This is a genomic window from Maribacter sp. UBA3344 (assembly GCF_002362375.1).
Lineage (GTDB): Bacteria > Bacteroidota > Bacteroidia > Flavobacteriales > Flavobacteriaceae > Maribacter > Maribacter dokdonensis.
Genome location: NZ_DERI01000010.1, coordinates 115336 through 138487, shown reverse-complemented (window position 1 = coordinate 138487; position 23152 = coordinate 115336). Strand labels below are relative to the sequence as shown.

Here is a 23152-nt window from a genome sequence, read left to right as displayed (position 1 = left end):
ATTTATAACAAGTTGTTATATTTGCACAACAACCAGTTATAAAAATGAAAACAATATCGTCAGTCGTTGAAGAGTACATCAAGAAAAAACCATTTTTGCAAAGTGCTCTTGCTCAGGGAATCATCAATCTTACATCGCTATCTAGAATAGTAAAACCAGAAATTGAGCATGAATTAGGTAAGGATATTCGTAATGGTGCAATTGTAATGGCACTAAAACGCTTGTCCGATGACCTGGAATTTAGAGCAACCCACAAAATTCTTAAAGTATTAAAGAATATTGGTGAGATTACCGTAAGGTCTTCTTTGACCGATTATACTTTTTTGGCATCGGACAAAATATTGGTGCACCAAGCTAAGCTTCTTGAAGAGATCAACGATAACCAAGATGTGTTCTATACTTCTAGCCGTGGTGTTAACGAAATAAACATTGTTATTAGCAATGTGATGGACAAAACGGTTGAAAAGCTTTTTAAGGATGAAAAATGTACACAAAAAGCAGAGGAACTTTCTTCCATAACGGTAAAATTACCTGCTGAAAATGTTTCTGTACCCGGAATTTATTATTTTATTTTTCAGCGTTTAGCTTGGGAAGGCATTGTACTTTATGAAGTAATTTCTACAACCAATGAGTTCACTATTCTTGTTAATGACGAACAAGTAGATATGGCATTCAAAACTATTAAGGATTTAAAATCTCTTTAATTTTCTAGAAATTCAACCACCTCTTTATCAGATTCGGGTTTAGCCAAAAATCGTTTTTCGCTATCCAAGATAAAATAGGTTGGTGTACTTTGAATACCAAAGGTTTTGGCATAATCACTTTCCCATTTGCCTAAAGCAATGGCGTGGTTAAATGCAGGTAATGTGGCAGATACTTTTTTCCAATTAATGGCATCGTCCTCTAAACCAACGGCTATTACCTTTAAATCTTCATATTCTTTAAGTTCTTTATGAAGTGTAGGTAGTTCTTTTAGACAGTGAGAACATGTGCTGCTCCAAAAAATAAGTAAGTAGTTTTCTGCTGGGTCAATGGTTGAAAGTGATTTCTTCTTACCATTGATTTCCCAGGTTATGTTGGGGGATATTGCACCAATTCTTAACCGTGAAGCCATTTCTAGATCATCTACAAGTTTTTGGTCATTGTTAGCTATTGCTGCTTTTTTCAAAAAATTTTTAAAAATGTAATCTTGAACTTCTGCCATACCGTTGGCATCCGCAATATTCCATAATTGGTGAAATGATCTTACTTGAAAACCTGTAGATGTATTCGCAATCTTAGAAGCGGTAACATTTACATTTTTAATGACTTCTGTAATTAATTGTTCTTTGGTGGTAATATTCACCGGTAATGCTGAGAAAACGTAACTGGCAAATTTATCGGTCAAAAAATTAGAGCCCTGTAGTATAGGATCATTGATAGTTAAATGATCAAAATGATGCTGTTTTTTATTTTTCAGGAAGGTTTCTAGATTCTCATATTCGGTGGGCAAATAACTACGGTTGGCCTTTATGAATTTATGAGCAATTGTATTGGCATGGTTCTCCTCGTATGTATCTTGAAGTGTTTGTAACTCTTTAAGAATGGCCATGTATTCTTTTTTTGAATCTTTGCCTAGCTCATAATATTCCAATAAACGGTCTTGTGCAGTTGTTATTTTTGAAAAATATTCATTGTACCATTTATTTTCTATTGAGTTGGTTATAGTCAGCCCATCTTGAAGGTCAAAATTGAATTTTACCTCTTCTTTTTTATCATAGATGATATCAATGTAAAACTCATCTTGTGGTACTGCATAAACTAGTCTGTACATGCCTGCCTGTGCGGTCACGGGCATTTCTAAAGTAAATGCACCCTCTTTAACAGCGGTGTCTTTAGTGTAACGTTCACCATTGGGGGTGAGCTCATAGGCAATGAGCCATTTAAAATCTTTTGCCGGGGAAAAATTGCCGCTTATAGAACCTTGCGCTTGTATACTTATGGTAATAAAAAAGATGCAAAAACGTAAAAATACTCTCATGCTGAATTAAAAAACAATTAATATACCAATTACCTTGCTAGCACCTGTAAATAAAGATGTTGATTTGAAAGGTATTGTTTTGGTCATTGACGAAGTGAAGATTTTAATATTCACGGTATAAAAGTACTAATAGACCCGCAATTGAAAGCTTTAATTTTGAAAAGGTTATGATAATTCTTTTTCAATTTCCATGTGGCCAAGAGCCTCTGAAATTTTCAGTATTTCTTTTTCATGTACAAAGCCATCTGATAATGCAACTTCATCTAAGAGTTGGGCAAGAGCCTTTTTTTTGGGCAGGGACATTGCACTTAAAATCTTATAGGCTAAATCTTTATTTAAATTACGGGCTTGACCTATAAAGAAACTGTCAAAAGTAAAGCGATCCATTAGTTGGGTAAGAAATTGCATTTCTGCAGGAGCAACCTTGCTATCGGCTAAAATAACATAGTCAACCATTTTTACCACAGCTAGCTTTTCTTCCTTTGTGTAATTCATCATACTTTTAGTTATTCCGTTTCTTCGCCTAAGCCTATATTTATAAATGTTTCTATGATTAGATCCATTTCTTTTTTATGAATTGCACCGTCTGATATAGCAACCTCATCTAAAATTTGGGCCAAAGCTTTCTTTTGATCATGGGGCAAATTATAAAGGGTTATTAAGGCATTGTCGTAATCCAATTTCTTTGCACGTTCTAAAAATTTATTATCAAAACCGATAATGTTCTTTAGTTTGTTTAAGGTTTCTAATTCCGCGGGGTGAATTTTACCATCTGCCTCTATAACCTCATAAATCATTTTTACAAAGGCCGCTTTTACAAAATCTTCAAACTCCATGTACTTTTTTTTGGAGCTGAAAGATAAGAAAAACAAGAGGATATCTTATTGACTTTAACTACTAGTTATTCACTAATATTATGGAGGCTATATTAACTTAAAAGGAGTAAGGACCATATACTGCATCTCTAAATTGCTTATGTAACCCTATCTGGTCATAAGGAAAAAGTTGTACGAACAATACAGCCGTTAATTGATTTACGGGGTCTACCCAAAATAAGGTGGATGCCGCACCGTCCCAATAAAATTCGCCAACCACACCGTTATTTTCTTCTGGCGTTTTTGGTGGTGCCACCCTAACGGCAAAGTCAATGCCAAAACCAACCTGACCTTTGCTGGGCAACCAAGAACGTTTGTTAACACTATCAGGCAAGTGGTTGGTAGCCATAAGTTTTACCGTTTCTGGTTGTAATACCTGTACGCTATCTAAACTTCCTTGATGGACTAGCATTTGTGCAAAACGCATATAATCATCTAAGGTTGAAGTCAGTCCAGAGCCACCACGTGTAAGTGGCCAATGTGCCGTATAATTACTATAGGTTGTAGTATCTTTAACTAACTCACCTTCACCTTTTCTAATATATAATTTTGAGAATCTATCTCTATCTTTTTTAGGTACGAAATATCTGGTTTCATCCATTTTTAAAGGAGATAATACATGTTGTTGTACGTATTCACTGTAGGGGATTCCTGAAATTCTTTCTACCAATAAAGCTTGTACATCTACACTGGGACCATATTCCCATTGTGCACCTGGCTGAAACCATAAAGGTACTTTTGCCATTTTTTCCGCCATTTGAGTAAGTGTGTTTTCTCTATTCATAGCATCTGCCTTACGAAATAACTTGCTTAGGCCAGGAATGTCGTCCCTGTTGGGAAAACCAGCGGTATGCCTGGTTAGATCTCTAATGGAAATTTCTCTCTTTAGTGGTTCGGTTTTCATTTTGCCATTTTCATCTACACCAGCATACACGGTCATATTTTCAAACTCGGGAATGTACTTTGATAAAGGGTCATCTAGTTTGAATTTTCCCTGCTCAAATAAAGTCATTAGAGCCGTACCCGTAATTGGCTTGGTCATGGAGTATATTTGAACTATAGTATTTCTTTGCATTGGTTTTTCTAAGGCGATATCGGCATAACCAAAAGCATTATAATATACCTCTTCTCCATTTTCAAAAATGAGTGCAGAAGCACCGGCAATATTTCCAGATTGTACGAAAGCGTTGAGTACCGAGTCTATTCTTGCTTTTGCAGTAGTGGTAATTATTTTGTTATGGATTATAACTTTCTCAGGTGCTTTGCCCTTAGGTTCTTCTTTACAAGAGCAAATAATCAATAAGGCGAGAAGTGGGAGTAGAACTTTTTTCATGAACAGTACATTGGTGGTGAAACAGTTAAAGGTATAAAATTATACACTTGACAATTAATTGTTTACGCAATAAGCTCATGAATTTTTTTCCATATTACCGTGTTGACCTGCATTCCTTCTTTAATGGATTTTGACCTTTGTTTTAAAGTTCTTTCCCCAGGGTAGTAGGTTCTGTCTCCCTTTGAGATTGGACTGCTGTCATGGGTAAAACCAATAATTTCGTTTAGTAGTTTTTCTTGAATTTCTGTATCCTTAAAGGTTGATGGGTCTATGCATAGAAATACTTGTGATAACGCGGTTTCATCTTTTTCTAAGCCTATTTTATACGTTGAGTTTCCTGCTGACAATAAAGTGGCCAACATATCTAAAATCATTGATAGTGCAGATCCTTTCCAATAGCCAACGGGTAATGCCTTACCAGAATCAATAATGGTTTTTGGGTCTTTACTTAAATTTCCGTCATTATCCCATCCACCGTCAAAGGGTAAATCTTGGTCGTTTAAAGCTAAACTTTGCATTTTCCCGAAAGAATATTGTGATAGTGCCATGTCTAAAACTACATGTCCATTTTTACGTGGAATACCAATGACTAATGGGTTATTGCCAATCCTATTTTCTTTTCCGCCCCAAGCTGGCATATTAGGTATAGTGTTTGTAAAAAGTATAGAGATGCATCCTTTTTCAGCTGCTTGCCAGGCATAAGTGCCACCGCGCATCCAATGATTGGTATTTCTAAGGGCAACTAAGCCCATGCCGTACGTTTTAGCCATATCAACAGCCCTGTTCGTACATTTTATGGCGTTGAGTACGCCAGATGCTCGGTTGCCATCCCATCTTTCTATACTTCCCATAGCAGTAACTTTACTTGCTGTGGTGTCTATATTAATTAACCCCTTTTTTACGTAATCTATAAATACGGGTATTCTATTGATACCATGGGAATATATGCCATCAATTGTGCTTTCGGTATGTATACGGGCCAATGTTTTTGCCTGTTCTTTTGGAAAATTGTATTTGGTGAACAAAGTCGCCAATACAGTTTGCATTTCTTGTGAAGAAACTATGGTGTGGTTCAAAACGGTTTATTTTAAATTCTACCGTTAAGATACATAAGTTGCTACGGATAATAAATTAATATAGAGTCAACACAATTATTGTAACAGGATATGATTAAGCTTTTTTAGAAACGCCTATCTCTGAAAATACATGACGTATTACATCACTTTCCTTTTCATGCACATAGCCATCTGAAATAGCGACCTCTTCTAAGATTTCTACCAGTTTACTTTTTTTATCTTCAGTCATTTCCTTTAGAATAAGTACACTTTGATCAATGTCTATGGTGCGTGCCTGAATTAAGAAATTACTATCAAAATCAATAATGGGCATTAATTTGCTAAGGGCATTAATTTCACCTTCATGTACTTTACCGTCTGCAATGATTACAGAGTCTATAAGATGGACGATCGCCAATTTTTCTGAGATGTCAAATTCCATTTTATACTGTTGTTTTTTCTTTACTTTCAAAGGGTCTTAATGCTAAATAAGCTCTGTCAATTGATCTTATACTATCAAAAACCAATAAAAGTCTTAGACCATTACGGGTCTGTTTTTCTTTGATCTTGCATTGCTGAGCATGTGATTGTACATATTGTAATACTTTGGTAAATGTTGAAGTTTGATAAAAGGCCGATTGTTGGTCACTTATAAAATAACCGATCATTTTACCTTGTTTCATTACAATTTTCTCTAAACCAATGCTGTTAGCAATCCATTTTATACGTACTGAATTCAGTAAATCTTGAGCTTCATCGGGCAATTCGCCAAAACGGTCTACAAGCTGTGCTTCAAATTTTTGAAGGGCTTCCTCATCCTTTACTTGATTCAGTTCTGTATATAACGTTAGTCTTTCTGTTATATTATTGATGTAGTCATCCGGGAAAAGTAATTCAAAATCAGAATCTATCTGTGTTTCTTTTACAAATATCTTTTCTTGCTTGCCTTCAACTTCATCATAAAGGTCTTTAAATTCATTTTCTTTTAATTCCTCTATAGCTTCGGCAAGAATTTTTTGATAGGTTTCAAAACCAATTTCATTGATAAATCCGCTTTGCTCACCACCCAATAGGTCTCCCGCGCCTCTAATCTCCAAATCTTTCATGGCAATGTTAAAACCACTGCCCAGTTCTGTAAATTGTTCTAAAGCCTCAATTCGTTTGCGGGCATCTGTAGTCATTACTTCATAAGGCGGTGTAATAAAATAACAGAACGCCTTTTTATTACCACGACCAACTCTACCGCGCATTTGGTGCAAGTCGCTTAACCCAAAATTGTTGGCATTATTAATGAAAATTGTGTTGGCATTGGTAACATCTAAACCACTTTCAATTATTGTTGTCGATACCAGAACATCAAACTCACTATTCATGAAGCCCAGCATTAGCGCCTCTAGTTTTTTGCCGTCCATTTGACCGTGGCCAATACCTACTTTTGCGTCCGGCACTAATCTCTGGATCATTCCGGCCACTTCTTTTATGTTTTCAATACGGTTGTGAATAAAGAAGACTTGTCCACCTCTTTCAATCTCATAGCTTACCGCATCCCTAATAGTTTCTTCGTTAAAACGGATTACCTGACTTTCAATGGGGTATCTATTTGGTGGTGCTGTGGTTATGGTAGATAAATCTCTGGCTGCCATTAAACTAAACTGAAGTGTTCTTGGTATTGGCGTAGCCGTCAACGTTAAAACATCTACATTTTCTTTAATTGATTTTAATTTGTCTTTTACGGCAACCCCAAATTTTTGTTCTTCATCTACAATTAAAAGTCCTAAATCTTTGAATTGGACATTTTTGTTGACCAGTTGATGCGTACCAATAATAATATCTACTTTGCCCTCACCTAAACGTTGAATGGTCTCTTTTTTCTCTTTTGCCGTTCTAAACCTATTTAAATAATCTACGGTTACCGGCATATCTTTTAAACGTTCGGAAAAAGTTCTATGATGTTGAAAAGCCAAAATAGTAGTTGGTACCAAAACAGCAACTTGCTTGCCATTATCCACTGCTTTGAACGCGGCCCTAATGGCTACTTCGGTTTTACCGAAACCTACATCGCCACATATTAAACGGTCCATAGGGCGTTCACTTTCCATATCGCGCTTTACGTCTTCGGTAGCTGAACTTTGATCGGGCGTGTCTTCGTAGATGAACGAAGCTTCTAGTTCATTCTGTAAATAACTGTCTGGATTATATTGGAACCCTTTTTCCAATCTTCTTTTTGCATAGACCTTAATAAGGTTGAAGGCAATTTTCTTGACCCTGGATTTTGTCTTATCCTTTATTTTTTTCCACGCACCAGAACCAAGTTTGTAAATTTTTGGCGGAGCACCATCCTTACCGTTGAACTTGGATATTTTATGTAAAGAATGTATGCTTACGTATAAAATATCTCGTTCGCCGTACATTAATTTAATGGCTTCTTGCTTTTTACCTTCAACATCTATTTTTTGTAATCCGCCGAATTTTCCAATTCCGTGGTCAATATGGGTTACATAATCACCAATTTCAAGCTTGTTCAGCTCTTTTAACGTTATGGCCTGTTTTTTGGCATAACCGTTCTTTAAGTGGAATTTATGGTAACGTTCAAATATTTGATGGTCAGTATAGCAAACCAGTTTTTGGTCGTCATCTATAAAGCCTTGAAAAAGGGGCGAAACAATGGTTTGGTAATGAACTTGTTGGTTTACTTCTTCAAAAATGTCATGAAAACGTTTTGCCTGTTGTTCACTGGCACAGAATATAAAATTGGTGTATTCTTTGTCTTTATAGCCATTTAAATTTTCGATTAATAAATCGAACTTTTTGTTGAAAGATGGTTGAGGTTTTGAGTGAAATTCAACAAGATTGGGCGCATCTTTATGAGCATCTTGACTTAAAACCGTAAAACCGGAAAGTTGCTCCCTAAATTCATTGCCTCCCATAAAAAGTTCTTCGGGCTCGGCATGTTTTATATCTTTTGAGAGTTTTGTGAATGCTTCCTTTGCTTTGCCGAAGAAATCATCTAATCTGTCATATAATAAATCGGTGTTTTTAGCAAATACCAATGTTTTAGAGGCAACATAGGTTAAAAAGCTTTGGCGTTTTTCAACCAAAAACTTATCTGCCATATTTGGCACTATGGTAATTGATTTTATCTTCTCTTTTGAAAGCTGCGATTCAACATCGAAAGTACGTATGCTGTCTATTTCATCTCCAAAAAATTCAATTCTATAAGGTTCATCGTTAGAAAACGAATAGACATCTACAATACCGCCCCTAACTGAAAACTCTCCAGGTTCAGTTATGAAATCTACGCGTTTAAACTTATACTCAAAAAGTATTTCATTTAAAAAGTCTAAAGAAAGCGTATCCCCTAACTTCATTTTTAGGGTATTCTTGTCCAATTCTTTTCTGGTGACCACTTTTTCGAACAGCGCATCTGGGTAGGTGACAATTACCGCAGGTTTTTTTCTGGAATTTATTCTGTTCAATACCTCTGCCCGTAAAAGCACATTGGCATTGTCTGTCTCTTCAATTTGGTAAGGTCTTCTATAGCTGCCCGGGTAGAATAGCACATGGTCTTCACCAATTAGCCGTTCTAGATCGTTAAGGTAGTAGGCCGCCTCTTCCTTATCATTGAATATCGCCAAAAACGGTCGGTCTTCAGATTCGAAAATACTAGAAAGTACAAAGGATAACGATGACCCTACAAGACCTTTCAGTTCAATATTTTTTGTTCCTGATTGTTCAGATTCGGCAATAGCGTTTTGCAGTTTCCCTATTTGGGGAGACTGGGCATACCGTTGTTGGATAGAAGAATGACTCAACAGTTTAAATTTTTGCAAATATACGTATACCTAATTAATGGATACCACTCATTATTATCACATATGGGCTACGCATTACCCTTAAAAAGTTGGAAATTGTGGTGAAGCTAATAAAGTAAGGTTTATGGAAGAGATTGCATTTGATGTTTTTGTAATAGGAAGTGGTATCGCCGGGCAAACTGTGGCAAAATCATGCGTAGAGGCTGGTTTGAAAGTTGCTGTAGCCGATAACCGTGAGTTTGGAGGTACCTGTGCAAACAGAGGTTGTGATCCCAAAAAAATATTATTGGGGGCAATGGAGGCTTATGAACTTAGTAAAAATTTGAAGGGGAAAGGCGTTGCCAAAACACCTAGGATTAACTGGGGCAAGTTGCAAAAGTATAAACGTAATTTCACCGTTAACGTGCCTGTTGCTACAGAGCGGGTTTTAAAAGAGAAAGGCATTCATCTCTTTCACCAATCTCCAAAGTTTATTGATGAGCGAACGTTACTGGTGGAGGGTAAAAAAATAAGTGCCCAAAAAATTGTAATTGCTACAGGTCAAGTACCTAGAAAAATAGAAATTAAGGGCTCAAAACATTTTAAGAATAGTGATGATTTTCTGAACCTTAAAAAATTGCCAGAGCATATTGTTTTTGTCGGTGGTGGTTACATTGGGATGGAGTTTGCCCACATGGCCGCACGCGCAGGAGCAAAGGTCACTGTTGTAGATACGGGTAAACGACCATTACATGCATTTGATCCGGACTTGGTGAAGGCACTGAAAAAGTATTCTGAATCTTTAGGTATTACTTTCATTTTTGAGGCGAAACCAACTTCACTTAAAAAGAAACGAAAGAAACATATTTTAAGCTATGAGGTTAAAGGTGGTATAAAAACTATTGAAGCCCATATGGTTTTTAATACTGCAGGTCGTGTACCGGCATTGGCTGAGCTAGATTTGGATAAGGGTAATGTTGATTTTACAGATAGCGGAGTAGTCACCGATGACTTTTTGCAAAGTAAGAGCAATGTCAATGTTTATGCCTGCGGAGATGTGTCTGACAAAAATTTGCCTTTGACCCCTCTTTCTGGAAGACAAGGTTATGTAGTTGCAGAGAATATTATCAATGGAAATAAAAAAGAATTGGAAGTACCTGTAGTACCTTCTGTAGTTTTTACCTTACCAAATTTGGCTACCGTAGGTTATTCTGAAGAAGAAGCCCGTACTAGATATAAAAATATCATTGTTAATTATGAAGTGTCTACAGTTTGGTTCAATGCCAAGCGCATAAATGCACCGTTGTATGCCTACAAGGTAATTTTAAACGAAAGAACAAGAGAGATTGTTGGGGCTCACTTAATTGGTCCTAATGCTGGTGAGACCATAAACATTTTTACCATGGCTATAAATAATAAATTGACAGATAGGGATATTAAGTCGACTATTTTTACGTATCCTTCGTGGGTAAATGATATTAAGAGTATGGTTTAATTCTTTTCCCTCAATCTTTCTTTCAGTTTTTTAAATGGGTTGGTCTCATGATTTTTCATGGCATGGATCGTAATTGCAACAAAAAGTATGATAACTCCTGTAATAGCTGCATAGGCAATGTACATATTGGACCCGTTGTGTCTTATAAAAATGGCAAATAATGCCCAAACACCAACCAAGGCAAACTCTCGCATGTTTCTTTTCCAAATCATCAATAGATTAATGATCGTAGCCGCTACAATCATATTGATCGTCCAGGCTTGTTCAGAAAGTATGCCCCCGTTCCAATCTAGTTTACTTAAATATGCCGCAATGTTGGCTATGGTGGCTACAGAAATCCATCCACTATAAAAACATATAGGCCACCAAACAAAAACTATTGTGGAAATCGGGGCATCCCAACGTTCCATATTTGTATTAAGAATAATTTTTATCAACGATAATAATATCCCTAGCATGATGAGTACTGAAAATCCTGTATAATTGTAGATGAAGGCAAACACCCAGCAACAGTTCAGTATATTGGCTATAAAGAACCAATACCCGGTCTGTTCTATAAAATTGCTTTTCTTGTTACTGTAGAAGGCTCTCTTTACTTGAAAAATACCATAGCCTAATAAGCCTAGAAATATAATGCCCCATATGGCAAAAGCATATCCGGCTGGGGTAAATAAGTTGTCATAACGCCTACTCATTTCACCTATAGTGGTGTCGTTAAGTGAAAAGGCTTGTGAAATATAATTCACGGCAATTACCAAAACGACAGATACCAAATTAAGTATGGATAACTTTTTTTTCATCCCTATAAAAATATCATAGATATTCTATAAAGGTATGCCCTTTAGCGTATTAAATGGACTATTTTCGTTTAAACCGCCTTTTTTTCACCTCTTTTATAGGTACGGGCAATACGGCATCACCCAAAAGGGCATAGACTTCACAGCCCTCACAAGGTTCTAGGGTATAGGTGCCCGTAAACTCTCCAAAAGCAGGTACGATCATTTGATGTTCCGTTTTGTAAAAGCAAGGTAAACGCACCGATTGCCTACCTAATCCACTCAATTTAATGGCGGGATGAATATGCCCTGAAAAATTGAAGAAACCATCGCGCTCCTCTGGATGATGTGTAAGTAGAAAAGAATCAAGCGTTAATTCTGGAATTACCTTAATATTTAGCGCTTCATATTTCAGCGGAGAAATGATATCGTGATTGCCACTTACCAATATAATTTCTTGAGATGTAGTTTGCACCCATTGCTCAAAAAGTGACCATTCTATATTTAAGGCAGAATGAAACAAATCGCCCAAAAACAGGATGGATTTTGGTTTAAAATGTTCAACGACCGCTGTTAACGCATCAAAATTTTGCTGTACGGCTTGTTGTGGTACCGCAGCGCCATATTTTCTAAAATGGGAAACCTTGCCCAAATGCACATCACTAATTAAAAGTATGGAATGCTTTTCCCAAAATAATGCGCCAGAAAAATGCATTTCAAAAATTTGATCATGTAGGGTAATAGAATGGGTCATTAAGACAAAATTACAAGAAAGTCCGGATAAATAATTTATTTTGATTTCAAGAATAGCAATTCCCCCTTTAGGGGTTAGGGGGCAAGGTTCTTTATTTCTTCATCAATAAGGCTGCCATTTTCTTAATACGGTCTGCTAGCTTTTCACTAGACAATTTTTCCCTGCTCATACGATCGGTAATCAGCGGGAAAGAAAACGGGGTAGGTTTTGCGCATTCTTTCCAAACAATTTCTTGCGTGGCAATGCGCTCTAACGATAATCGTAATCTCCCTTCTTCCAACTGGTGCTCAAAGGTTTCTGTAAAGGCTTGTTGGTAGAGTAAATTTTCTGGTTCGTAATCCCTAAACACGTCGAACAATAGCTGAGAACTGCTTTGCAAGTGCTTCATTTTAATACCTTTTTTTGGGTATCCAGTAAAGACCATACCACTTATAATGGCAACATCCCTAAATCTTCGTCGAGCCATTTCTGTGGCATTCAGACTTTTTTGCAAATCATCTAGCATAAAATCTGTAGTGAACAGGTCATTGTCCAATACTTGCTTAATGTCTATGGGTTGGTCGGATAATAGTTCAAAACCATAATCATTGAATGCCAGCGAAAATGTAATAGGCGATAATAGACTTATGCGATAGCCCAATAAACTGCCCATGGCTTCATGAACAAATCTGCCTTCAAAAGGGTAGAAGAGGTGGTGATACCCGTCTCTGGTCTTAAAGGTTTCAATTAAAAATTCCGAGGGTTTGGGTACAATGCTATCTCGTCTTTGCCTTTCAAAAAGTGGTGCTAAAGCCCTTATTTCTGCGGATTGATTTTTTAATGGTTCGCCTGAACTGTATAATTCATTTCGCAATAACTCTGACATTTGTGCGGAAAGGGTTAATCTACTTCCCATCCAACTAGAGATTTTGTTGGTTTTCTTGTTGCTATTGCGTACCTGAACCGTCATTTCTTTTATTCGGATGAATTCTAGATTTCTACCGGCAAATGTAAACACGTCGCCTTTGTTCAATTTAGAAACAAAAAACTCTTCTATAGATCCTATATATCCTCCTTTTTGGTACTTAACAGATAAGTTTACATCGCCAACAATAGTGCCTATTTGAAAACGATGCCGCATGGCAACACCACGGTTATTGACCTTAAATTTGCCATCCTCCTCAATTTCTACTTTTTTGTATTCATCATAGCTTTGTAGGCTTTGACTGCCCATCACCAAAAAATTCAATAACCATTGCCACTGGTCTTTGGTCAACGTTTGGTAGCAAAAAGTTTGCTTTACTTCTTGAAAAATTTCTTTAGGGTAGAATCCGTCAGATATTGCCAAGGTGGTCAAGTATTGTAAAAGCACATCATAACTGTTAAGGTAAGGTATACGGTCTTCTACCGTATTCAGCTTTACCGCTTTTTGCAAAGCCGATGCTTCAATAAGTTCAATGGCGTGGGTTGGTAAAAAATAAATGACACTTTCCTTACCGGGACTATGACCACTGCGACCGGCACGTTGTAAAAAACGAGCAACACCTTTGGGTCCTCCAATCTGTACCACCGTTTCTACAGGGGCGAAATCTACTCCAAGATCCAAACTTGAGGTACAAACCACCGCTTTCAACTGTTCATTACGAATTGCATTTTCAACCCAAACGCGAGTTTCTTTATTTATACTACCGTGGTGCATTGCCATTTCTCCCGCATATTCTGGGTGCTTTTCCAAGATTTTTTGAAACCAGATTTCACATTGGCTACGGGTATTGGTGAAGAGTAAAGTGGTCTTGCTATTATTGATTATAGGGACAACATCTTCTAAAAGATGTAAACCTAAATGACCACGCCATGGAAAGGTTTCCATTTTTTTGGGAATGATACTTTTAACCGTGATCTTTTTGTTGAGTTTGGCTTTTATGAGCACCGAGTTTTCTATCGTTTTAGAATCAATGCCCAACAAAACATCTCGTGCCTGTTCTAGATTTCCAATGGTTGCAGAGATGCCCCAAATTCTTAATTGCGAGGATATATTTTTTAAACGTGATAAAGCAAGCTCCATTTGTACGCCACGTTTTGTGCCCAAAATTTCATGCCATTCATCTACTACAATTGCCGAGCAGTCTTTAAAAATTTTATCATAACCTTTTGTAGCAAGAAGTAACTGAAGACTTTCTGGAGTGGTAATCAGCAGATCGGGCATTTGCTTTTTTTGTTGCGCCCGCTCTTTGGCGGTAGTATCTCCAGAGCGGATACCCACGGTCATCTGTGTGCCCAGGTCTTGCGTAATACGTTCTGCCGATTGCTTAATTTCTTGCGATAATGCACGTAATGGCGTTATCCAAATAGCTTTTAGCCCTTTTTTATGTTTGGTCTTGTAGTTAGGATTGCTCTTTATGTAATTTAAAACAATAGGAAACCATAAGGCATAGGTTTTGCCACTACCGGTTGGAGCATTTAGGAGTCCGTCTTTACCTTGTAGAAAAGCTTTCCAAGTATCTTTTTGGAACTTGAATGGTTTCCAGTTTTGCTCTTGAAACCAGTTTTCGGCTATATCGTAGAGTTCTTGTCTTTTTACCATTGCGAGTAAAGCGAAGCAATCTGTTTAATTTATTCTTGAATTTTATTTTTTGTTCCGAAACTTAAAGTTATCATCTAACCAATTAATGGAAAGATCACCCCATTCAGGATTCATTAAGTTTATTAACTCTTCCTTTTTTTTCCGATTGCCAGCTTTTAATTTCAATTCTCTTTTAAATGAATCTTCCACGTTTTCAAATTCCTCAAAATAAACTAGTATATCGCAATTGTATTTCTTGGTGAAAGCATTTGGATATATTCTGTTTTTATGTTCATTCATTCTTCTTTTAATATCATCTGTAGCTCCAACATAAAGAACTGTTTTATTTTTATTGGTTGTTATATAGACATATCCTTTCATTTTATTTAGGCTTGTGAAATCAACAGATGTAAATTAACTATTTGTTTTTTATTTAACAGATTCCTTCGCTTCGCTCGGAATTAATCCCTTCAAATCATCCAAGGTATTTGCTTCATGAATGTTTTTATCTTTTCTCCAGCGTAGCATTCTAGGAAAACGGGTAGCAACACCACTTTTATGTCTTTTAGATAGTGCTATACCCTCAAAGGCGATTTCAAACACATGATGCGGAGTAACACTACGAACGGGTCCAAATCTTTCTAAGGTGTTTTTCTTTATCCAAGCATCAAGTTTTCTAAATTCCGCATCGGTTAATCCGGAATATGCTTTTGCAAAGGTTACCAGTTCTTTTTCTCCTTCTTCATTATCCTTCCAAAGGGCAAAAGTATAATCTGTAAAAAGATTACTTCGCCTACCATGACCGCGCATGGCATAGGTAAGAACAGCATCTATGGTCAGTGGGTCAACTTTCCATTTCCACCAATCGCCTTTCTTACGACCGACTAAATAGGGAGAATCTTTTCTTTTTATCATTAAGCCTTCACTGTGCATTTCGCGAGAGCGGTCTCTTTCTTCAGCCATCTCTTCCCATGAATTAAAATACATGGTTTTAGAGAGGTGAAGGGGAACATCACTTCGGCTACGCTCAGTGACCTCACTTCGGCTACGTTCAATGTCCTCACTTTGGCTTTGCTCAGTGACATTTTTAAAAAGATGTTCTAAAATTTCTCTACGTTCTACAAAAGGTAATTGGCGAATATCTTCTCCTTCCCATTCAAGAATATCATATGCTTTTAAGATTACCGGAACTTTTTTTAAAAGTGCGGCGGTTACGTTTTTTCTACCAATGCGGGTTTGTAAATCGTTAAAGGTGCCAATACCACCTTTTGGAAAAGGGAGAATTTCACCATCTATGACCGTACCGTTTGGGATAACGCCTATGAATTTTTCAAATTCGGGATACTTATCCGTTACCAATTCTTCGCCACGGCTCCAAACAAATAATTCATTGTTTCTTAAGATCACTTGAGAACGAATTCCATCCCACTTATGTTCTGCAGACCATTCTTGTATATCGCCTAGGTCTGACACTTCACCTTCAATGGCATAAGCCAAATAAAAAGGATAAGGTTTTGAAAGGTAATCGCTCTCATTTTCCTCTAAAACCAATTGCTGAAAAGTGATTTTATTCGGGTCCCAGTTGCCCATTAATTTATAGGCTAGAATATCTTCATCAATTTGGGTGGCTTTTGCAAGGGCACGTGTCATTAGTTTTTGACTTACCCCAATTCTGAATCCACCAGTAATCAGTTTAGTGAACACAAACCGTTCGTAATAGTTTAAAACACTCCAATTTTCGTAGAGATACGCTCTTTTTTCTTCGTCTGTCTTCTTTTTAAGGGCAATCATTTCTTGAAGAAAATCGGTTAAACTTTTGTCCGATGATTGGTCGGCTGCAGGAATAACCAAGGCGATAGTTTCTGCGATGTCACCAACAATATGATAGCTTTCTTCAAATAACCACAGTGGAATGTTTGCCAATTCTGAAGCCCAAGTTCTTAATAGCGTTGTGTTTACCGGTCTTGGTGGTCTACGATGCGATAAAATTGCGATGGTCCAAACCTTATCGGCATCATCGGCTTTAAGAAAATAGTCGGTCAATGCCTGTACCTTAACCGTAGTTTTGTTGGTACTATCCAAGGTTTTTATAAGCTGTGCAAAATTTCTCATACAGATGCGGTAGATTTTGAAGCTAATGCAGCTTCTGTTTCTTCTTCACCATATTGCGTAGCTTCTGTACGGGCATCATATCCTTGTTCCCGTAAATATTTCGAGAATATATCGGTATAGCCATGTGTACATATGATTTTTTCGGCGCCTGTAGCTTCAATACTTTCTAAAAGACCGGGCCAATCGCAATGATCGCTTAAAACAAAACCTTTGTCAATAGCCCTTCTTCGTCTTGCTCCCCTAAAGGTCATCCATCCGCTTGCGGAAGCAGTAACATAGGGTACCATTTTTCTGATCCAAGTACTACCATGGGCACTTGGTGGTGCTAAAACGATGTTGCCCAATAGCTGCTCTTTTTTGGTATCTCTGGTAATTAAAGTGGTTTTAGGAAAATCTACCATCGGTCTAAGTACCTGGGTCATATTTTCAATGGCGCCATGGGTGTATATTTCTCCTATGTTGGTATCTAGGTATTTTAATAATCGTTGTGCTTTGCCTAGACTATATCCAAAGAGTATGGATGTTTTACCTTCAGCTCTATTTTCTGCCCACCATTTATTGATGTTTTCTAGAACTTCTTCTTGGGGTGTCCATTTAAATGCAGGTAGTCCAAAAGTACACTCTGTAATAAAGGTGTCACATTTTATAGGTTCGTACGGTGTGGAAATACCATCATTTTCAGTTTTATAATCTCCTGTAAAAACCCAAACCTCATCTTTATGTTCTACCCTAATCTGTGACGAGCCAATAATATGCCCTGCTGGGTGAAGACTAAACTTTACATTGTTGACCGTGAAGACTTCTCCCCATTCTTTTCCGGTAACATTTATTTCACCTAAACGATGTTGAATTATTGGTACGTTGCGGTAGTGGGTTATATATTTCTTATGACCATATCTACTATGGTCTGCATGCCCATGAGAGATTATGGCGTGGTCTACCGGTTTCCACGGATCTAGGTATACATTGGCTTTTTCGCAATAAATACCATTGTTGGTAAATTGTAATAAGGGAGTTTTCATAGCTTTGTCAAGTTACAAATTTTGTATTTTAACAAAGTTGATGTCAAAGTAAACTATGACCTCTAAAAAAATTATATTTGCTCAATAATTAAAAAATAAGATATGTCTTTTGCAGATTTATATACTAGCGGTGAGCACAGAAGAAATTTGGCCCACTTTGCAGCTTTGGCAACTTTAGCGTCAGTAGACGGTGAAATTAGTACAGAGGAAAGAAAAATGCTAGATCGTTTTGCTACGAAACTAGATATCACCAAATCTGAGTATGAGGAGGTTTTTAAGAAAGAAAATAAATATCCAATAGATTCAACGCCAGATTCCGAAAAAAGATTGGAGCGTTTATATGACCTATTTAGAATTGTTTATTCTGATCATGAAATTGATGACGAAGAAAGAATTTTAATTAAAAAGTATGCTATTGGTCTTGGTTTTACCGGTGATAAAGCAGATAAGGTTATTGAGCGTTCTGTAGCTATTTTTGGAGGAAAAATTGATTTTGAAGATTATCTGTATCTATTAAAGAAATAATTTTTAGCCTTGAAAAGGGGAAAAGAAAAAGGGAGCTTTTAGCTCCCTTTTTTATTAATGATATTTATCTAAAAATTCTTGAAGTTTTATGACCATGTTCTTACTTCCGCAGAAGAAAGGAACTCTTTGGTGCAGTTCTGTTGGTTGTATGTCCATAATTCGATTTTTGCCGCCAATTGCAAGTCCGTTCGCTTGTTCAGCTAAAAATGCCATAGGATTACATTCATATAGTAACCTTAATTTACCGCTTTCTGTAACACTACTTTTAGGGTACATGTAAATACCACCTTTGATCATGTTTCTATGAAAATCTGAAACCAAGGATCCAATATATCTTGAGGTATATGGTCTATCATCCTCTTCCATTTGGCAGTACTTGATATAATCTTTTACACCTTGGTGAAAATGCACATAATTACCTTCGTTTACGGAGTAAATTCTACCATCTTCCGGGAATTGCATATTTGGGTGCGATAGGTAAAAAGTACCCAATGCAGGGTTTAAGGTAAAACCGTTTACACCATCACCTGTGGTATACACCAACATAGTAGAGGTGCCGTAAACTACGTAACCGGCGGCAACTTGTTTGTGACCAGGCTGTAAAAAATCTTCCATAGTAACAGGTGTTCCAATAGGGGTAACCCGTCTATAAATAGAAAAAATGGTACCCACAGAAACGTTTACATCGATGTTGGACGAGCCGTCTAAAGGGTCGATCAGTACTACATATTTGTTCTGGTGGTTATCATCGTTACTGTTGATGCTGATAAAACTATCTTCCTCTTCCGAGGCGATACCACATACAATTTCCCGGTTTTTTAATGTTTGAATAAATTTATCGTTCGCGAAAAGATCCAGTTTTTGTTGGTCTTCACCTTGAATGTTGGTTTCGCCTACGCCACCTAGAATATCAATTAGTCCTGCTTTGCTTACCTCATGGTTTACAACTTTGGCCGCTAATCTAATGGCATTAATAAGTTTTGATAATTCGCCCGAAGAGTACTGAAATGAATCTTGATTTTCAATAATAAACTCCCCTAGGGTCTGATTTGTTTTTGGAGACATTCTTTAGTTTATGGTTATATACAAATATCGTGTATTTTGTTAAACGTTTCATTTTCATTTTAATTACATTTTTTAAATTTATAACTTTGTGTTTTATTTGTAACAATTATGAAGTATACAATTAGAGTTGCCCAAGCAGGGGACATGGAACAAGTGCATCAATTAATTCAAGAATTGGCCACTTTTGAGAAGGAAGAACACGCCGTTGAGGTTAGTGTACAAGATTTAAAGGAACATGGATTTGGTAAACAGAAATTGTTTCACTGTTTTGTTGCAGAAAAGAATCAAAAAATTGTAGGTATGGCATTGGTATACCCAAGATATTCTACGTGGAAAGGACCGGTTATTCATTTAGAAGACCTGATCGTCACCAAAGAAATGCGCGGTACAGGATTGGGTACGGCGCTTTTAGATGAAGTGGTGAAGTATGGTGATGAATTAGGGGTAAGAAGAATTTGTTGGGAAGTGCTGGATTGGAACGAGCCTGCCATAGGTTTTTATGAAAGTAAAGGTGCCAATGTAATGAGAGATTGGGATGTAGTTCAATTAGATCAAAAAGGTATTAAAGCATATTTAAATGCCATTGCATAAGAACTAAGGAAAAAGAAAATAAATAGATTAGATATAGATTGAATATGAGGGTTTTTAAATTTGGAGGAGCATCTGTAAAAGATGCAAATGCGGTTAAAAATGTAGTTAAGGTTCTAAGGGAAGTAGGGTATGATAATACGTTACTGGTAGTTTCGGCAATGGGGAAAACCACCAATGCCATGGAAGATATTATTAATGCCTATTTTAATGATAAACAAGAAATACCAGCTAAGGTTTCTGAGTTGGTCGATTATCATCATGCTATAGTATCAGAATTATTTCCAAATGCTTCACATACCATTTATAAAGAAATAAAAGTATTGATCGATGAAATAAACGGCTTTCTGGTTTGGAACAAATCTCCCAATTATAATTTTGTTTATGATCAAATTGTAGGTTATGGTGAGCTGTTATCTACAACAATAATTAGTGCGTATTTAAAAGAGATTGGCATTGCAAACCAATGGTTAGATGTAAGAAACTATATTAAGACAGACAGTAGTTATAGAGATACCACTGTAGATTGGGAACGTACGCAAAAGAACGTTACCAATATTGATAAAAAGGTTCTTAACATAACGCAAGGATTTTTAGGCAGTGATGATAATAACTTTACAACAACCTTGGGACGTGAAGGTTCTGATTATACGGCAGCTATTTTGGCCTATTGCCTAAATGCGGATTCCGTAACCATTTGGAAAGACGTTCCAGGCGTTTTAAATGCGGATCCTAGATATTTTGAAGAAACACAATTACTTAACAATATCTCGTATAGAGAGGCTATTGAACTTGCTTTTTATGGGGCATCCGTTATTCACCCTAAAACATTGCAGCCTCTACAGCGCAAGGAAATTCCTTTGCATGTAAAATCTTTTGTCAACCCAAAAGATAAAGGTACTACGGTAGGCAAGGGTGTTGGTATAGAACCAAAAGTACCTTGCTTTATAGTGAAGAAGAATCAGGTACTAATGAAATTATCCTCATTGGATTTTTCATTTATCGTAGAAGACAGTATTAGTGAGCTTTTTAAATTATTCCATCAGCATAAAATTAAGGTAGATTTAATTCAGAATTCCGCTATTAGCTTTTCTGTTTGTATCGATAATAAATTTGGAGGGTTGGCTGCGTTATTACAACAGCTAAAAAGTAAGTTTAAAGTGGTACACCACGAGAATGTTTCTTTATATACCATAAGGCATTTTGACAATAAGGCTTTAGAGACCTTGCAAAACGGACATGAGTTGTTATTGGAGCAGCGCGGTACGGAAACCGTTCAATTGGTAGTGAAGTAATACAGTCACTATTTCACTAATTTATTATTGGTAGCTACTTTGGCTATTTGCCTATATTTACATTTTAAAATGAGGATGAATATATGGGTTTAGTCACCGCAAAAGAAATAGCCAAAGCCATTAACCTCTCCAAATATGGGGTATTGGGAACCTTTGTTGGTTGGGTGTTAATGAAGGTTACACGTATATCGGCTATCAATAGATTTTATGATTCTATTGCCCATTTAGAGGGGGAAAGCTATGCCAATGCCATTTTAGAGCATTTTGATATTGACTATGAAATTCCTGAGGAAGATTTTAAACGTCTGCCTAAAGAAGGACCATACGTTACTATCAGTAATCATCCTTTGGGGGCAATAGACGGTATTCTGTTATTCAAGCTAATGTTGCGTCAACGTCCAGATTATAAAATAATGGCGAATTTTCTTTTAGAGAGAATGGTGCCTTTAAAACCTTATATATTACCGGTAAATCCTTTTAATGACCATAAAGATGCTAGAAGCAATTTAGCCGGATTCAAGAAAACCTTAGAACATTTAAAGAATGGTCATGTACTGGGTGTATTTCCTGCGGGCGAAGTATCTACGTATAGAGACGGTAAGTTAATTGTTGATAAGCCTTGGGAAGAAGCGGTCATTAAACTGATCAGAAAGGCAAATGTACCCGTAGTACCCATATATTTTCATGCCAAAAACAGCTCTTTGTTCTATAGGATCTCTAAGTTGGGCGATTCTTTAAGAACTGCCATGATACCTTCACAGGTTTTTTCCCAAAGCAATAGACCGATCAAAGTTAGAATTGGTCAACCTATTTCACTTACCACCCAGCAAGAACAGCAAAGTATTGAAGAATATACTGATCTTTTGCGCCGTAAAACATACATGCTCTCTAACGCCTATGAGAAAGAGCGTTTAATTGATCAAATACCTACTTCACTTAAACTGCCCAAGCAACCAAAGAAAATTGCGGATGCGGTTCGTAAAGAGGTTATGGAGGGTGAAATTGAGAAGCTAAGGGAGAAGGATTGTAGGTTGCTGCAGAGTAAGAACTATGAGGTTTTTTTAGCCAAAGAAAAGGATATGCCGTTTATTTTAAAAGAAATTGGTAGACAGCGAGAGGTAACGTTTAGGGCTATTGGAGAAGGTACCAATAAAGCTATAGATCTTGATAATTTTGATACCTACTATCACCACCTTTTTCTTTGGGACGATGATGCTAAATGTATTGTTGGAGCTTATAGAATGGGTATGGGTTCAGAGATATTTCCTGCTCATGGTATAGATGGTTTTTATGTACAGGATTTATTTAGGGTAGAGCCAGAACTCTATGATATGATGAAGCATTCCATAGAAATGGGTCGTGCTTATATCACAAAAGAGTATCAGCAAAAACCAATGCCATTATTCTTGTTATGGAAAGGTATTGTGCATACTACTTTGCGTTTTCCAGAGCATAAGTATTTAATAGGAGGGGTTAGTATAAGTAACCAGTTCTCTAATTTTTCTAAGTCTTTGATGATCGAGTTCATGAAGTCCAATTACTGGGATCCCTATGTGGCGCAATACATTAGACCTAAAAAGGAATTTAAGGTAAAACTAAAGGATGCCGATAAAGAATTTGTTTTTGATGAAACCCAGGCCGATTTAAATAAGTTTGATCGCTTGATCGATGAAGTAGAACCTGGTAATTTACGCTTACCGGTTTTAATTAAAAAATACATTAAGCAAAATGCAAAAGTGGTGGCTTTTAATGTTGACCCACTTTTTAATAATTCTGTAGACGGATTAATGTATATTAAAATAGCAGATCTTCCAGAAAGCACGGTTAAACCTGTTATGGAAGAATTTCAAGCTGAATTGGAGCGAAGGTTGCTTGAAGGTCAAAATACTGATAACGAAGCATAA

20 protein-coding genes are annotated in these 23152 nt (G+C 36.8%); 6 read left to right on the top strand and 14 right to left on the bottom strand.

Translation table 11 applies throughout. The features are described from left to right. Positions 1–44: 44 nt before the first annotated feature. The gene (locus B2Z27_RS07550) at positions 45–704 is read left to right on the top strand and encodes a hypothetical protein (RefSeq protein ID WP_058104143.1); all 660 of its coding nucleotides are present in this window, start codon (positions 45–47) and stop codon (positions 702–704) included. Here B2Z27_RS07550 and B2Z27_RS07545 read toward each other — a convergent pair. The 7 genes from B2Z27_RS07545 to mfd form a co-directional block, all read right to left on the bottom strand. After that, positions 701–2020, bottom strand: a complete 1320-nt coding sequence (locus B2Z27_RS07545) for a TlpA family protein disulfide reductase (protein ID WP_286813210.1) — start codon at positions 2018–2020, stop codon at positions 701–703. The two genes, B2Z27_RS07550 and B2Z27_RS07545, sit on opposite strands and share 4 nt — an antisense overlap. Positions 2021–2185: 165 nt before the next feature. Further along, complete coding sequence (locus B2Z27_RS07540) at positions 2186–2518, bottom strand: TerB family tellurite resistance protein (protein ID WP_157490860.1); 333 nt, start codon at positions 2516–2518, stop codon at positions 2186–2188. An 8-nt stretch (positions 2519–2526) separates the two neighbouring features. Beyond that, a complete protein-coding gene (locus B2Z27_RS07535; protein ID WP_074671463.1) occupies positions 2527–2856 on the bottom strand; it encodes a hypothetical protein in 330 nt (109 codons plus the stop codon). Between the two features lie 97 nt (positions 2857–2953). After that, positions 2954–4228, bottom strand: coding sequence for a serine hydrolase domain-containing protein (locus B2Z27_RS07530; RefSeq protein ID WP_286813209.1), 1275 nt, complete (start codon positions 4226–4228; stop codon positions 2954–2956). 62 nt (positions 4229–4290) lie between these two features. Next, positions 4291–5304: a 3-dehydro-L-gulonate 2-dehydrogenase gene (yiaK, locus tag B2Z27_RS07525; protein ID WP_286813208.1), complete on the bottom strand. Its 1014-nt coding sequence runs from the start codon at positions 5302–5304 to the stop codon at positions 4291–4293. A gap of 94 nt (positions 5305–5398) precedes the next feature. After that, entirely contained in the window at positions 5399–5725 is a 327-nt protein-coding gene (locus tag B2Z27_RS07520; RefSeq protein ID WP_286813207.1) for a TerB family tellurite resistance protein, read from the bottom strand. A 1-nt stretch (position 5726) separates the two neighbouring features. Next, a complete protein-coding gene (gene mfd, locus B2Z27_RS07515) occupies positions 5727–9095 on the bottom strand; it encodes a transcription-repair coupling factor (protein ID WP_286813206.1) in 3369 nt (1122 codons plus the stop codon). 124 nt (positions 9096–9219) lie between these two features. On the opposite strand from mfd, the gene B2Z27_RS07510 reads away from it, so the two are divergent. Next, a complete protein-coding gene (locus tag B2Z27_RS07510) occupies positions 9220–10569 on the top strand; it encodes a dihydrolipoyl dehydrogenase family protein (RefSeq protein WP_286813205.1) in 1350 nt (449 codons plus the stop codon). Here B2Z27_RS07510 and B2Z27_RS07505 read toward each other — a convergent pair. From B2Z27_RS07505 to B2Z27_RS07480, 6 genes are all read right to left on the bottom strand, one after another. Next, complete coding sequence (locus B2Z27_RS07505; protein ID WP_286813204.1) at positions 10566–11369, bottom strand: tryptophan-rich sensory protein; 804 nt, start codon at positions 11367–11369, stop codon at positions 10566–10568. The two genes, B2Z27_RS07510 and B2Z27_RS07505, sit on opposite strands and share 4 nt — an antisense overlap. Before the next feature lie 58 nt (positions 11370–11427). After that, on the bottom strand, positions 11428–12099 hold the full coding sequence (pdeM, locus tag B2Z27_RS07500; RefSeq protein ID WP_286813203.1) for a ligase-associated DNA damage response endonuclease PdeM: 672 nt from the start codon (positions 12097–12099) through the stop codon (positions 11428–11430). 91 nt (positions 12100–12190) lie between these two features. Continuing rightward, a complete protein-coding gene (locus B2Z27_RS07495) occupies positions 12191–14662 on the bottom strand; it encodes a ligase-associated DNA damage response DEXH box helicase (protein WP_286813202.1) in 2472 nt (823 codons plus the stop codon). A gap of 42 nt (positions 14663–14704) precedes the next feature. Beyond that, positions 14705–15022, bottom strand: a complete 318-nt coding sequence (locus tag B2Z27_RS07490; protein WP_286813201.1) for a GIY-YIG nuclease family protein — start codon at positions 15020–15022, stop codon at positions 14705–14707. Positions 15023–15070: 48 nt separating this feature from the next. Continuing rightward, positions 15071–16753 carry an ATP-dependent DNA ligase gene (locus B2Z27_RS07485; protein WP_286813200.1) on the bottom strand — a complete coding sequence of 561 codons (1683 nt, stop codon included), beginning with the start codon at positions 16751–16753 and terminating at the stop codon, positions 15071–15073. Continuing rightward, positions 16750–17775 (bottom strand): ligase-associated DNA damage response exonuclease, encoded by a 1026-nt coding sequence (locus B2Z27_RS07480; RefSeq protein WP_286813199.1) that lies wholly within the window; start codon positions 17773–17775, stop codon positions 16750–16752. The genes B2Z27_RS07485 and B2Z27_RS07480 overlap by 4 nt, the downstream gene beginning before the upstream one ends. A gap of 102 nt (positions 17776–17877) precedes the next feature. Here B2Z27_RS07480 and B2Z27_RS07475 point away from each other — a divergent pair, with 102 nt between their 5' ends. Further along, positions 17878–18300: a TerB family tellurite resistance protein gene (locus B2Z27_RS07475; RefSeq protein WP_058104129.1), complete on the top strand. Its 423-nt coding sequence runs from the start codon at positions 17878–17880 to the stop codon at positions 18298–18300. Positions 18301–18354: 54 nt separating this feature from the next. Here the strand turns inward: B2Z27_RS07475 and fbp are convergent, their stop codons facing one another. After that, positions 18355–19365 carry a class 1 fructose-bisphosphatase gene (fbp, locus tag B2Z27_RS07470; RefSeq protein ID WP_286813198.1) on the bottom strand — a complete coding sequence of 337 codons (1011 nt, stop codon included), beginning with the start codon at positions 19363–19365 and terminating at the stop codon, positions 18355–18357. Between the two features lie 108 nt (positions 19366–19473). On the opposite strand from fbp, the gene B2Z27_RS07465 reads away from it, so the two are divergent. The 3 genes from B2Z27_RS07465 to B2Z27_RS07455 all read left to right on the top strand — a co-directional run bounded on the left by B2Z27_RS07465 (position 19474) and on the right by B2Z27_RS07455 (position 23152). Further along, positions 19474–19956: a GNAT family N-acetyltransferase gene (locus B2Z27_RS07465; RefSeq protein WP_286813197.1), complete on the top strand. Its 483-nt coding sequence runs from the start codon at positions 19474–19476 to the stop codon at positions 19954–19956. A 44-nt stretch (positions 19957–20000) separates the two neighbouring features. Further along, a complete protein-coding gene (locus B2Z27_RS07460; protein ID WP_058104126.1) occupies positions 20001–21248 on the top strand; it encodes an aspartate kinase in 1248 nt (415 codons plus the stop codon). An 83-nt stretch (positions 21249–21331) separates the two neighbouring features. Continuing rightward, positions 21332–23152, top strand: coding sequence for a lysophospholipid acyltransferase family protein (locus B2Z27_RS07455; RefSeq protein WP_286813194.1), 1821 nt, complete (start codon positions 21332–21334; stop codon positions 23150–23152).

What these genes read in the sequence shown, in the direction of transcription:
- B2Z27_RS07550 (WP_058104143.1), top strand. Translation starts at nt 45, where the DNA reads ATGAAAACAATATCGTCAGTCGTTGAAGAGTACATCAAGAAAAAACCA.
- B2Z27_RS07510 (WP_286813205.1), top strand. Translation starts at nt 9,220, where the DNA reads ATGGAAGAGATTGCATTTGATGTTTTTGTAATAGGAAGTGGTATCGCC.
- B2Z27_RS07520 (WP_286813207.1), bottom strand. Translation starts at nt 5,725, where the DNA reads ATGGAATTTGACATCTCAGAAAAATTGGCGATCGTCCATCTTATAGAC.
- B2Z27_RS07480 (WP_286813199.1), bottom strand. Translation starts at nt 17,775, where the DNA reads ATGAAAACTCCCTTATTACAATTTACCAACAATGGTATTTATTGCGAA.
- fbp (WP_286813198.1), bottom strand. Translation starts at nt 19,365, where the DNA reads ATGTCTCCAAAAACAAATCAGACCCTAGGGGAGTTTATTATTGAAAAT.
- B2Z27_RS07460 (WP_058104126.1), top strand. Translation starts at nt 20,001, where the DNA reads ATGAGGGTTTTTAAATTTGGAGGAGCATCTGTAAAAGATGCAAATGCG.
- B2Z27_RS07545 (WP_286813210.1), bottom strand. Translation starts at nt 2,020, where the DNA reads ATGAGAGTATTTTTACGTTTTTGCATCTTTTTTATTACCATAAGTATA.
- B2Z27_RS07485 (WP_286813200.1), bottom strand. Translation starts at nt 16,753, where the DNA reads ATGAGAAATTTTGCACAGCTTATAAAAACCTTGGATAGTACCAACAAA.
- B2Z27_RS07455 (WP_286813194.1), top strand. Translation starts at nt 21,332, where the DNA reads ATGGGTTTAGTCACCGCAAAAGAAATAGCCAAAGCCATTAACCTCTCC.
- B2Z27_RS07465 (WP_286813197.1), top strand. Translation starts at nt 19,474, where the DNA reads ATGAAGTATACAATTAGAGTTGCCCAAGCAGGGGACATGGAACAAGTG.
- B2Z27_RS07475 (WP_058104129.1), top strand. Translation starts at nt 17,878, where the DNA reads ATGTCTTTTGCAGATTTATATACTAGCGGTGAGCACAGAAGAAATTTG.
- B2Z27_RS07505 (WP_286813204.1), bottom strand. Translation starts at nt 11,369, where the DNA reads ATGAAAAAAAAGTTATCCATACTTAATTTGGTATCTGTCGTTTTGGTA.
- B2Z27_RS07535 (WP_074671463.1), bottom strand. Translation starts at nt 2,856, where the DNA reads ATGGAGTTTGAAGATTTTGTAAAAGCGGCCTTTGTAAAAATGATTTAT.
- B2Z27_RS07495 (WP_286813202.1), bottom strand. Translation starts at nt 14,662, where the DNA reads ATGGTAAAAAGACAAGAACTCTACGATATAGCCGAAAACTGGTTTCAA.
- B2Z27_RS07490 (WP_286813201.1), bottom strand. Translation starts at nt 15,022, where the DNA reads ATGAAAGGATATGTCTATATAACAACCAATAAAAATAAAACAGTTCTT.
- pdeM (WP_286813203.1), bottom strand. Translation starts at nt 12,099, where the DNA reads ATGACCCATTCTATTACCCTACATGATCAAATTTTTGAAATGCATTTT.
- B2Z27_RS07540 (WP_157490860.1), bottom strand. Translation starts at nt 2,518, where the DNA reads ATGATGAATTACACAAAGGAAGAAAAGCTAGCTGTGGTAAAAATGGTT.
- B2Z27_RS07530 (WP_286813209.1), bottom strand. Translation starts at nt 4,228, where the DNA reads ATGAAAAAAGTTCTACTCCCACTTCTCGCCTTATTGATTATTTGCTCT.